Origin of the sequence: Desulfobotulus alkaliphilus (genome assembly GCF_007830435.1) — a bacterium.
Lineage (GTDB): Bacteria > Desulfobacterota > Desulfobacteria > Desulfobacterales > ASO4-4 > Desulfobotulus > Desulfobotulus alkaliphilus.
The window spans coordinates 108,226-119,483 of record NZ_VLLC01000008.1 but is presented as its reverse complement, the minus strand read 5'-3'; the positions used below and the strand labels follow the sequence as shown (position 1 = coordinate 119,483).

General features: G+C 53.1%; 13 protein-coding genes. 9 read left to right on the top strand and 4 right to left on the bottom strand.

Features of this window, described 5'->3' with window-relative positions; translation table 11 throughout:
- Positions 1-150 precede the first annotated feature (150 nt).
- The 3 genes from LZ24_RS06745 to LZ24_RS06735 all read right to left on the bottom strand — a co-directional run bounded on the left by LZ24_RS06745 (position 151) and on the right by LZ24_RS06735 (position 4,100).
- Positions 151-2,052 (bottom strand): response regulator, encoded by a 1,902-nt coding sequence (locus LZ24_RS06745; RefSeq protein WP_144683857.1) that lies wholly within the window; start codon positions 2,050-2,052, stop codon positions 151-153.
- 429 nt (positions 2,053-2,481) lie between these two features.
- Positions 2,482-3,219, bottom strand: a complete 738-nt coding sequence (locus LZ24_RS06740; RefSeq protein ID WP_144683854.1) for an SIR2 family NAD-dependent protein deacylase — start codon at positions 3,217-3,219, stop codon at positions 2,482-2,484.
- 41 nt (positions 3,220-3,260) lie between these two features.
- Positions 3,261-4,100 carry an MBL fold metallo-hydrolase gene (locus tag LZ24_RS06735; protein WP_144683851.1) on the bottom strand — a complete coding sequence of 280 codons (840 nt, stop codon included), beginning with the start codon at positions 4,098-4,100 and terminating at the stop codon, positions 3,261-3,263.
- 57 nt (positions 4,101-4,157) lie between these two features.
- Between LZ24_RS06735 and LZ24_RS06730 the strand changes: the two genes are divergently transcribed.
- Both LZ24_RS06730 and LZ24_RS06725 read left to right on the top strand, forming a co-directional pair.
- A complete protein-coding gene (locus LZ24_RS06730; RefSeq protein ID WP_144683848.1) occupies positions 4,158-4,652 on the top strand; it encodes a hypothetical protein in 495 nt (164 codons plus the stop codon).
- Positions 4,653-4,844: 192 nt separating this feature from the next.
- Positions 4,845-5,828 carry a tRNA 4-thiouridine(8) synthase ThiI gene (locus LZ24_RS06725; RefSeq protein ID WP_144683845.1) on the top strand — a complete coding sequence of 328 codons (984 nt, stop codon included), beginning with the start codon at positions 4,845-4,847 and terminating at the stop codon, positions 5,826-5,828.
- On the opposite strand, the gene rlmN is transcribed toward LZ24_RS06725, so the two are convergent.
- Positions 5,778-6,899 (bottom strand): 23S rRNA (adenine(2503)-C(2))-methyltransferase RlmN, encoded by a 1,122-nt coding sequence (gene rlmN, locus LZ24_RS06720; protein ID WP_144683842.1) that lies wholly within the window; start codon positions 6,897-6,899, stop codon positions 5,778-5,780. The two genes, LZ24_RS06725 and rlmN, sit on opposite strands and share 51 nt — an antisense overlap.
- 120 nt (positions 6,900-7,019) lie before the next feature.
- On the opposite strand from rlmN, the gene ffh reads away from it, so the two are divergent.
- The 7 genes from ffh (at position 7,020) to rplS (ending at position 11,247) form a co-directional block, all read left to right on the top strand.
- On the top strand, positions 7,020-8,354 hold the full coding sequence (gene ffh, locus LZ24_RS06715) for a signal recognition particle protein (protein WP_144683839.1): 1,335 nt from the start codon (positions 7,020-7,022) through the stop codon (positions 8,352-8,354).
- 28 nt (positions 8,355-8,382) lie between these two features.
- Positions 8,383-8,643: a 30S ribosomal protein S16 gene (gene rpsP / locus LZ24_RS06710; protein ID WP_144683836.1), complete on the top strand. Its 261-nt coding sequence runs from the start codon at positions 8,383-8,385 to the stop codon at positions 8,641-8,643.
- A 64-nt stretch (positions 8,644-8,707) separates the two neighbouring features.
- On the top strand, positions 8,708-8,938 hold the full coding sequence (locus LZ24_RS06705) for a KH domain-containing protein (RefSeq protein WP_144683833.1): 231 nt from the start codon (positions 8,708-8,710) through the stop codon (positions 8,936-8,938).
- A gap of 68 nt (positions 8,939-9,006) precedes the next feature.
- A complete protein-coding gene (rimM, locus tag LZ24_RS06700; protein WP_186442977.1) occupies positions 9,007-9,525 on the top strand; it encodes a ribosome maturation factor RimM in 519 nt (172 codons plus the stop codon).
- The gene (trmD, locus tag LZ24_RS06695; protein ID WP_246118540.1) at positions 9,522-10,289 is read left to right on the top strand and encodes a tRNA (guanosine(37)-N1)-methyltransferase TrmD; all 768 of its coding nucleotides are present in this window, start codon (positions 9,522-9,524) and stop codon (positions 10,287-10,289) included. Before rimM ends, trmD begins: the two co-directional genes overlap by 4 nt.
- Entirely contained in the window at positions 10,276-10,857 is a 582-nt protein-coding gene (locus LZ24_RS06690; protein WP_246118539.1) for an RNA methyltransferase, read from the top strand. Before trmD ends, LZ24_RS06690 begins: the two co-directional genes overlap by 14 nt.
- Before the next feature lie 39 nt (positions 10,858-10,896).
- Positions 10,897-11,247, top strand: coding sequence for a 50S ribosomal protein L19 (gene rplS / locus LZ24_RS06685; protein WP_144683827.1), 351 nt, complete (start codon positions 10,897-10,899; stop codon positions 11,245-11,247).
- The last annotated feature ends 11 nt before the right edge of the window (positions 11,248-11,258 follow it).

The following is an 11,258-nucleotide window of genomic DNA, read 5'->3' as shown; positions in this document are numbered from 1 at the left end:
CAGACAGTTTGCCGCTTCTTTCGCACAGGCCTGCAAAGCTCTGATCCGAAACGATTGCAATGTCACTTGCAAATAGCCACGGGGCCTTGCAACAGTACGATACTGCTGCAATTACAGCATTGGCAGTTCAGAATAAACTGTGCTGAACAGTTACGATTCTTTTTTCTTTTTTTTATCCGGATGCAGCAGGGATCGTATCCGGGCAATGATTTTTTCCGTGGTAAAGGGTTTGCTTAAAAAGGCGTTGACGCCAGCTTGAAGTGCAATGGTTTTCTGGTTTTCAAGGGTTTCCGTAGAAACCATGAGAATGGGAAGATCTGTGCCAATTTTTTCACGGATACTCATGCTCAGCTCAATGCCGTTTTTATTGGGCATGTTGAGATCCGTAAGAACAAGGGCGAAGCGTGCAGGGTCCGTCTGCAGCCTTGTCAGGGCATTCAGACCGTCACGGGCTGTTTCCACCGTATAACCATACTGGGGCAGAAGGGTTTCGTAGAAACGGCGCATGGTGGGAGAATCGTCTGCCACGAGAATACGTGGACGTTCCGGGGGTATTTCTTCAATGGCCTTGCGTAACATGGCCTCACAGCCCTGTCGGGTGATCGGGTTTTCCATGCTGGCGCAGGCCTTGAGAAAACGGTGCAGAAGGAGGGGGTTTCTGCTTTCCGCAGCGGTTTGAACAATGGCCTTTGTCGTTTTTCTGTCTTCGGACAGGCCTAAAAAGAGATCAATGGCCTGCATGGCGGCAATGGCTGCGATGAGGGTGGATTTTCGCTGGGGGCGGGCGGCCATGGCCTGCCGCACGGCATTGGCACCGGTTTTCGGATGCTGATAGTTGAGGCCGGTAATGGCCGCGCAGACCACATCCTGATTGCTGTCTTCAAGGGCTGCTGTGAGGGGGATAAAGGTTTTTTCCGAAGCAATTCTTCCCAAAGCCTCACATACGGAAAAGCGGACGCTGGCATCGGGATGGCGCAGCTGGCCACAGAGGGGGCCAATGGCTTCCTCAAGTCCCATATAGCCAAGTATCAGGGCACCCATAATCTTTTCCTGGGGGCTTCCCTTATCCATGGTTCTGCTGACGGGCAGCACGGCTTTTTTCCCGGCACGAACCAGAAGGGTGGCGACCACCTTACGGACAAGGGCATCTTCCGGGTGGAGGTGCTCTGCCAGAGCTTCATAGGCGGCTTCTGTGTCCGTGGCTGCAAGGGCGCTTGCGGCATCGGCGGCCCGGATGGGTTCTGCATGGTCAATAAGGGAGGACAGGAGGCGAAACGTTTCGGGACTGGCATGGTTTTTCCCAAGACTTTCAATGGCTGCAAGGGCCCGGACCGTGTCTTCCCCCGTGGCTTCCTCTTTCAGGCATTCCCTTGCGGCGGGGGTAGAGAACATGCCGATGGCCCTTATCAGGGTTTCGCTTTCATCCGGTATCTGGCTCTTATGGAGAAGGTTCAGCATCAGGGGCAGGGCTTCCTTGAGATCAAGCTGGCCTGCCGTGCGTGCGCAGATGATTTTTGTCCGCAGGCCTCCCTGTTCAAGCCCAAGGAGCAGAAGATCCGGATTCTTCTCTAGCAGGGTCTGTATTTTATCCGTAAGAAGGGGGATGACCGCCGTATCTGCCCTTTTACCATCAATGTACTGGAAAAGTTCAGGAAGATAAATGGCCGCATTTCCAGTATTCAGGGAGTCCAGCCAGGGAATGATTTCCATGAAATCCGAAGGGATTCCGGGTGTATAGCAGCATATTTTTTCAGGGTGCCTTAGGTTGGCAAGCAGATGGGCAAGGGCCCTTGGTGCGATGGGTGTCTGTAGAAAAAAGTTCGTTTTTTTGTCTGGTTCTGCGCCGATGCATATGCGAATTGTATTGTCGGTCAGGTCGGAAGGCAGTAGGGAACCTGCTCCTGTGAAGACAATTTCCAGAGGGGCCGGATCTTCTTCCCGGATGGTCTTTTCCCGGGGAGAAGGTGGATACCCGAATTTGATGAGCCACGGAATGAGATGTCTGCGGCCAAAGGGGGCATCCCAGAATATATGGGTTCTGGTTCCTTGCATGCAGGGCCTGAATCCTTGTTTTGAACCGGCATGTAAAAACCGGAGATTGTTTTGTAATTATTCAGAACAGTTTATTCCGAACTGCCAATGCTGTAGTTGCATCAGCTTCTTACTGTTGCAGGGCTCCGTGGCTATTTGCAAGTGACATTGCAATCGTTTCGGATCAGAGCTTTGCAGGCCTGTGCGAAAGAAGCGGCAAACTGTCTGAGCCGCCACAAAGGCAGCGTACCAGGGCCTGCTATGGTAATAAAAAGCTTATCCTGCCTGTGGCGGGGAGTTTTTGCCGCTTCCGCACAGGGCAAGAAGCTCCCGAATAAGATTGCGTCACGGGCAAATAGCCTGGGGCCTGTGCATCTGCCTTGCAGGTATGGTACCTGGAAAGCTGTGCTGAACAGTTACTTTTTATTCGTAATTGTTCAGCACAATTTTTTAACCCTGTACCCTTGCGACAAGCTGCGGAAGAAGCTCTCCTGCCTGCCCCCTGAGAAGCCCGTCGGATATGGGGGTCAGGGAGGTCGGTTCCGGATTGATTTCAAGAACCAGAGCGCCTCTGTTTTTTGCCACCCTTGGAAGATCCGCCGCAGGCCAGACTTCTGCGGAGGTGCCGATCACCAGCATGAGATCACAGGTCATGCTGTGCTCCTGTGCCGCATACAGGGCATCTTCCGGGATATTTTCTCCAAAAAACACACAGTCCGGCCGCAGTATGCCCTTGCAGCTGCATAAGGGGGGGAGTTCTTCCAGAAAGAGTTCCTGAATGGGAAGGCTTCGGTGGCAATGGCTGCAGATGATGCGTGCAAAGCTTCCGTGGAACTCGATGACCCTTTTACTGCCCGCAGCCTGATGCAGTCCGTCGATATTCTGGGTGATAATGGCTTCAAGTTTCCCGTTTTCTTCCATATCCGCAAGGGCCTTGTGGGCGGGGTTGGGGAAGGCCTTTTCCAGAACATCCTTCATGGTCCGCAGCAGGACATCCCACACCTTTCCCGGATCTTTGCGGAAGGCACGGATATGGGCAAATTCCATGGGGTCCATGGTTTCCCACAGTCCTCCTTTACCCCTGAAAGCGGGAATACCGCTTTCAACGGAGATGCCTGCACCGGTCAGGGCAACGGTTTTCTTGCTTTTTTTCAGAAGCTCAGATGCCTTTTCAAGGGACATTTCCATGGATATTCTCCGCAAAACCGCTTTTATCAAGAAGGCCCGTTTTATAAGTTAAAGTGCATATCCGCAGCAAGGGCAAAGCATTCCATGGAACTGCCCGCATTGCGGATACGTTGCCTGGCATCCTCCACAATGGCATCAATGGCCGTATCGGAACGTTCCTGATTATGATGAAACAGGCCCAGCCGCCTGACACCGGCAGCGATGCCCAGTTCAACGACATCGGTATAGGAAGAGTGGCCCCAGCATATTTTTTTTGCGTATTCTTCGGGTGTATATTCCGCATCATGGACAAGGAAATCCGCATCCTTACAGAAGTCCAGATAGTCTGAAAAGCGCAGGCCGCCCGGATGACAATAGCCCAGCTCATTGTCTGTCAGGAATACGAAATTTTTACCCCTTTCCGTAAAACGGTACCCGCAGCCTCCGTTGGGATGGCTCAGGGCAATGGGGGTAATTTTCAAATCTCCCAGAAAAAAAGGCTGCGGACATCCGTCTTCAAAAAGAATTTTTGCTTTAAGATCCGAATATTTGATGGGAAAATTGGGTGGGGTCATCACCCTTGTGATCATGGATTCAGCGTAGCCGTTTGATGAAGGGCAGCGGAATACATGAATGGTGGTCCCTTCCCTGAATATGGGCTTAAAGAAGGGAAAGCCCATGAGATGATCCCAGTGGGCGTGGGTGAAGAGCAGATGATAGTGGAAACGCCTTTCCTCAAGGAGCTGATTGCCCAGACGACGGATACCTGTACCTGCATCAATGATCAGGATGTCGTCCTGGGCGTTCCGGATTTCCATACAGGCCGTATCACCGCCATAGCGGTTGTACTGAGGCCCGGATACGGGAATGGAACCGCGTGCCCCCCAGCACTTCACGTACATAAGCGCCTCTTTTGGGGTTTGGGAGAAAAAATCAGGTGACGGAACGGAGGTTGATCCGTGAGCAGAAAAGACTGCTGCAGAAAATATGTTACCGTTTTTCCTGCGGCTGCAGATTTTTACCAAAATGCAGGCGGGAAAACAATCCGTCACGGCAAGGGTTTTACCATCTTTTTCATCTTGAATCAGGGATATTTTTCTTATGCCCGCAGGGCATTCAGACAGCCGGGAGTTAACTTTTCATGTAATTATTCAGCAGCTTCTTGCTGTTGCAAGGCTCCGTGGCTATTTGCAAGTGACATTGCAATCGTTTCGGATCAGAGTTTCGCAGGCCTGTGCGAAAGAAGCGGCAAACTGTCTGAGCCGCCACAAAGGCAGCGTACCAAGGCCTGCTATGCTAATCAAAAAGCTTATCCTGCCTGTGGCGGGGAGTTTTTGCCGCTTCCGCACAGGGCAAGAAGCTCTAAGGATAAGATTGCGTCACGGGCAAATAGCCTGGGGCCTGTGCATCTGTCTTGCAGCTATGGTATCTGGAAAACTGTGCTGAACAGTTAGGTTTTCACAAAGACTATACTTGTCTGAAACGGGCCATGGTGTCAATGGGATTTGGTTGAAGATGCGGGGGAAAAACCTTGAAGGGATTGCAAGAAAAATCCATTTGCTGTAAAAAACCACCGTTTTCAAGGTGTATTTATTATGCCTTGCCTGTCGTTTTTTTGACTTTTCATGATCAAGCGGGATGTATAAATGAAAAAAGTACGGGCTCTGGGGCTCTCTTCGGGTGGCCTGGACAGTATTCTTGCGGCCCTTATCCTCAGACAGCAGGGTATTGATGTCAGCTGGGTGGCCTTTGAAACCCCTTTTTTTGATGCCGCCCATGCTGTAAAGGCTGCAAAAAGCCATGGTATTCCCCTTTATGTCAGAGATATTACAGAACGCTATCTCCCCATGCTGAAAGATCCGGACGGGGGATACGGGAAAGCCATGAATCCCTGTAAGGACTGTCACTCCCTGATGTTCCGTGAGGCGGGAGGGATGATGGCCGAAGAAGGCTTTGATTTTCTTTTCAGCGGCGAGGTCTCCGGTCAGCGGCCCATGTCCCAGACCCCTTCGGCCCTTCGTTATGTGGAAAAAAAATCGGGGTACGAGGGCGTGATTCTGAGACCCCTTTCCGCCCTGAACCTTCCGGAAACCACCGTGGAAAAAGAGGGGCTGGTGGACAGGAAAGGCCTTCTGGGCTTTCAGGGGAGGGGCAGAAAACCCCAGCTGGCCCTTGCAAAGGAGTTGGGGGTAAAGGATTTCCCTGCTCCTGCAGGGGGCTGTCTTCTCACGGATCAGGTTTTTGGCAGAAGGCTGAAGGATCTTCTGGATCACAAGGCGGATGCGGACGGCCTTGACTGTCATCTTTTAAAAGGCGGGCGTCACTTCCGCCTTTCACCGGAGATCAGGCTCGTGGTGGGAAGGACGGCAGCGGATAATGAGTTTTTGCAGGGTTTTTTTGATCCGGACCGGCACTGCCGTATCCGGACCGTGAATTTTCCCGGACCTCTGGCTTTTCTCTGTGGTCCCGCGGACAGGGGGATGCGCCTTCTGGCCGCAGGTATCGTGGCGGGTTACACCAGGGCCTTGGATGCCGTACCCGTAACCCTGCACATGGATGGCAGGGGAGAAAAGGAAAACCTAGATGTGCTCCCCCTGAGGAGTACCGAGGTCCGGGGGCTCATGATCTGATCTTGGGGTACCGGCAAGCTGACCGCAGGCGGCACCGATGTCTTCGCCCTTGCTCCACCGGATGATGGCCGTATACCCCTTGTCCAGCAGCACCCGTAAAAAGGCATGGATGTGGGCTTCCGCAGGGCGCTGGAAGGTGCATCCCGGATGCTCATTAAAGGGAATCAGGTTGATTTTTGCCTTGATACCGCTGAGGATACGGGCAAGTTTCCGGGCATCTGCAAGGGAGTCGTTGACACCCCTGATAAGGATATATTCAAAGGTGATTTTCTGCCGGGGTGCCAGAGGATACTTCCGGCAGGCTGCCAGAAGGTCCTCCAGGGAGTAGGTCCGGCTGACGGGCATCAGGGTTTCCCGTGTCTTGTTATCCGTGGCATTCAGTGATATAGCCAGGTTCACCTGGGTGTCGCGGCCGAGATCCGCAAGCCTTGGAAGAATACCGGAGGTGGAAACCGTGACCCTGCGCCGGGAAATTTTAAGCCCGCAGTCTCCGTCCGTCAGAACCTCAATGGCTTTTTTTACGTTGGCATAATTGGCAAGGGGTTCTCCCATTCCCATGAAAACCACATTGGAAAGTCTGGCTTCTTTTTCTTCCGGTTTTCCGGCCGCTTCCATCTGTATCCGGTGGCGGATATCCCGGACCTGGGCCACAATTTCTCCTGTGGTGAGGTTGCGGGTGAAACCACCCCTGGCCGTCATGCAGAACCGGCAGTTCTGGGCGCAGCCCACCTGGGAGGAAATGCACAGGGTGTGGTGGTCCTTTTCCGGAATGAGAACGGATTCAATCAGATGGCCGTCCTGGAGCCGGAAGACAAATTTTCTGGAGCCATCTCTGGAAAGGGCCACATGCTCAATGGCCAGCCGTTTCAGGCTGAAAATATTTTCAAGATCCCTGCGGAGCTGTTTTCCCACATCCGTCATGGTTTCAAAACTGTCGGCCTGATGCAGGTAGAGCCATTTATGGATCTGGTTGGCCCGGAAGGCGGGCATGCCCGCAGCCGTAAAATATTCCCGGAGTTCGGGAAGGGTGAAGTCCAGAATGTCTGGGTTTGATGTTTCTTTTTTTGTCATAATCCGGAGTCTTTAGGTTTTCTGGGGGGCGCTGGCATAGGCCTTGCCTGATTTGGGTTGACTTATCACCCTTTGCCCGTTAAATTCAAGCTTTTGATTGGACCCTTAGGATGACTTTTCATGTTTGACAGTTTAAATGAAAGACTCGGCAGCGTTTTTAAGGCCCTCAAGGGCAGGGGAAAGCTGACCGAAGCCCACATAGAAGACGGCATGAAGGAAGTGCGGATGGCACTTCTGGAAGCCGATGTGCATTATCGTGTGGTCAAGCAGTTTGTGGCCGATGTCAAGGCCCGTTCCCTGGGACGGGAGGTGATGGAAAGCCTGACTCCGGGCCAGCAGGTGGTAAAGATTGTCTATGAGGAGCTGACCCGCCTCATGGGGGAGGCCAGTGTGCCTCTGGAACTTTCGGGTCCGAAACCCGCTGTGGTCATGCTTGTGGGGCTGCAGGGCGCAGGTAAAACCACCACCGCAGGCAAGCTGGCCCTTTACCTGCGTAAAACGGGCAAAAAACCCTATCTGGTTCCGGCGGACGTTTACCGGCCTGCGGCCATTGAACAGCTGCAGAAGCTGGCCGGTGAGATAGGGGTTCCTGTGTATCCTTCGGAAAGCAGTGCGGATCCCCTTGATATCTGCCTTGATGCCAGAGAAGACGCCAGAAAACAGGGCTGTGATGTACTCCTTGTGGATACGGCGGGCAGGCTTCATGTGGATGAAACCCTCATGGCTGAGCTGGTGCGTATCCGGGAGAAGATGACCCCTTCGGATATTCTTCTGGTGGCCGATGCCATGACGGGTCAGGATGCCGTAAAAATGGCCTCTGCCTTTGATCAGGATCTGGGCATAGGCGGTATTGTCCTCACCAAGACCGATGGCGACGCCAGGGGGGGGGCTGCCCTTTCCATCCGTTCGGTTACCGGGCGTCCTGTTAAGTTTGTGGGGACGGGAGAAAAAATTTCCGCTCTGGATCTTTTTCATCCGGACCGCATGGCTTCGAGAATTCTGGGCATGGGAGACACCCTTTCCCTCATTGAAAAAGCCCAGGAGATGGTGGATGAAAAGCAGGCTGCCGATCTGGAGCGCAAGCTCAGGAAAAATGAGTTCACCCTTGAGGATTTCCGTGACCAGCTGCGTCAGGTGCGCAAGATGGGGCCCATCGGAGACCTTTTGAAAATGCTGCCCGGTGTGAATGAAAAGGCACTGGGCAAAATGAATATTGATGAGCGGGAACTGGTCCGGGTGGAGGCAATCATTAATTCCATGACGCCGGAAGAACGCAGGCGGCATGCCATTATCAACGGTTCCCGGAGAAAACGCATTGCCCGGGGGAGCGGTACCCGGGTGCAGGATGTGAATCAGCTTTTGAAAAACTACACCCAGACCATGAAAATGGTCAAAAAACTGAACAAGGGTGGTTTAAAGGGCATGCGCGGCATGCGTGGTATGCTTCCCTTCTAAAAAGATCGTTGCAAGGAGACTGAAAAAGATGGCAGTAAAAATCAGACTGACCCGGATGGGCACCAAGAAAAAACCTTTCTACCGCATTGTGGTTGCGGATTCCGAAGCCCGCCGTGATGGTCGTTTCATTGAAATTGTGGGTACGTATAATCCCCTGAGGAATCCTGCGGAAATTAGCGTGAAGGATGAGCGGGTCCGTTACTGGCTGGGTGAAGGAGCCATTCCTTCGGATACCGTCCGGAGCATTCTTAAGAAAAGCGGCGTTACGGATTCGGCCCCTGCCGCATGATGCGGGATGCTGATCTCTGTAAGCCTTCCTCTGTCCTACTACTGGTACTGCAAGGAGATGCGCGATGAAAGAGCTGATCGATTATATCGCTAAGGCTTTGGTGGATCATCCGGATCAGGTGACGGTTTCAGAAATTGAAGGAAATCAGACATCCGTTCTGGAACTGAAGGTGGCCAAAGAGGATCTGGGGAAGGTCATTGGCAAACAGGGTCGTACGGCCCGTGCCATGCGGACGATTCTGAGCGCAGCCTCGGCCAAGGTAAAAAAACGCACCGTTCTTGAGATTATTGAGTAAGGCGCTCCCGGAATACGGGACGAAGGCTGGTTTTTAATTTTTAAACGTATTCCGGGATGAAAGAAGAGATGAAACCTGTACGGATAGGAAAGATTGTGGGAACCCATGGTCTTGCGGGTAATCTGAAGGTGTATTCCGATGCCGCATCCCTTTCCGTCTATACGGACTGTGGTCCCCTCTGGATTCGGGAGAAAAAGGGTGTGGACCCCAACCGTACCTTTCGGGTACTTCAGGTACAGGTCCATAAAGGGTCTGTACTTTTGTTGCGTTTTGAGGGTATTACAGACTGCAATGCGGCCCAGGATCTGGTAGGTGGTATTGTTTTTGCCGATCAGGACCGTTTTCCGGATCCCGGAGATGGCTACTATTACTGGAGTGATCTCATGGGGCTGGAAGTCCGTACGGAGCAGGGTTTTTCCCTTGGGAAGATCCGGGGCATCATGGAGACCGGGGCCTATGATCTTCTGGATGTGGCGGGTCCCAATAAAGAATATGCCGTACCGGCCCATCCGGACTGGATCTGTGATGTGCTGCTGGAAGAGGGCTGTGTGATTGTCCGGCTTCCGGAAGGGTTTCTTGATCTGTGAACCCTGTGTCTTCTTTGCAACATTATGCGGCTCTATCCATTTTTCCTGAAATGTTTGATGGTTTCTGGTCAACGGGTATGGTACGCAGAGCCATTATGGGCGGGTTTATTACGGGGAGGGCCGTGGACCTCAGGGCCTTTGCCGAGGGTGTTCACAAGGTCACCGATGACAAGCCCTATGGCGGGGGCTGCGGTATGGTGATGAAACCGGAGCCCCTCATGAAGGGAATTGCCCATCTCCGTGCTGAGATGCCCGGTGTTCCTGTGCTTGCCATGACCCCTCAGGGGCAGCCCTTTACCCAGTCCCTTGCCGAAGATCTGGCACGGGAAAAAGGGATGATCATGGTCTGTGGCCGCTATGAAGGCATGGATGAGCGTGCCTGCATCAAGGCGGACATGGAGTTGTCCATCGGGGACTATGTTTTGACCGGTGGGGAGCTTGCTGCCATGGTGGTGATGGATGCGGTGATCCGGCTGATTCCCGGTGTTCTGGGGGGAGAAGAATCCGCTGAAAAGGAATCCTTTTCAGAAGGGTTGATAGAGTATGCCCATTATACCCGGCCTCCGGTGTATGAAGGCATGGCTGTTCCCGATGTACTGCTTTCCGGAAATCATAAGGCCATTGCTTCGTGGCGTCTGGAAACTTCTTTGAAACGGACTTTTCTGAAACGGCCCGATCTTCTCGAAGACCGGAGTTTCAGCAGGGAGGAGCGCAGTATCCTCCAAAAATGGAGCCGGGAGATTGCACGCCTTGCCGACAACTGAACTTTATATGGCCCTTGTGCATTATCCCGTTACCAATAAAAACGGGGAAACCATTGCATCTGCGGTGACCAACCTTGATCTTCACGACATGGCGCGTTCCTGTAAAACCTATGGTGTGCGCCGCCTGTTTGTGATTACCCCCCTGGAAGACCAGAAGCGTCTGGTGGAACGTATTGCAGGACACTGGACAAAGGGGGTAGGGGGCAGGCATAACCCGGACAGGAAGGAAGCCCTGTCACTGATCCACCTCTGCCATGATATGGAAGGGGCGGTGGCGGCCGCAGAGGAAGATCTGGGGCACAGGCCCATGGTTGTTGTGACAACGGCCAGAGCCTCTGAGCAGGCCCTTTCCCACGGGTCACTGAGGGCAATGATATCTGGGGGGCAATCCTGCCTTCTGGTATTTGGAACTGCATGGGGACTCGCAGAGCCCCTGATGCTGTCTGCGGACCGGATTCTCGAACCGGTTCGGGGGGCTGCAGAATACAATCACCTTTCTGTGCGTTCCGCAGCAGCCATCCTTTTGGACAGGCTGGTGGGAGAGCCGCTGGAAGGCCAGGACATTTAACGGATGCGGGGCAGACCCGCAGAGCTTGGAGAGAATCAAATGAATATTATTGAAAAACTGGAACAGGAAAGCATGCGCCTTGACATGCCTGTCTTCGGAGCAGGAGATACGGTGAATGTGCATGTAAAAATCAAAGAAGGGGACAAGCAGCGCATCCAGATTTTTAAGGGTGTGGTAATCTGCCGCAAGCGCGGTAATCTTCCCCAGGCCTCTTTCACCGTACGTAAAATTTCCGGTGGCGTGGGCGTGGAGCGTGTTTTCCCCCTGCATTCTCCTGCCATTGATAAAATTGAAGTGGTTACCCGGGGCCGTGTCCGTCGTGCGAAGATCTACTATCTTCGGAATCTTCGGGGTAAGGCTGCCCGTATCAAGGAAAAGGGATCTTACTGATCTCCCCTTCC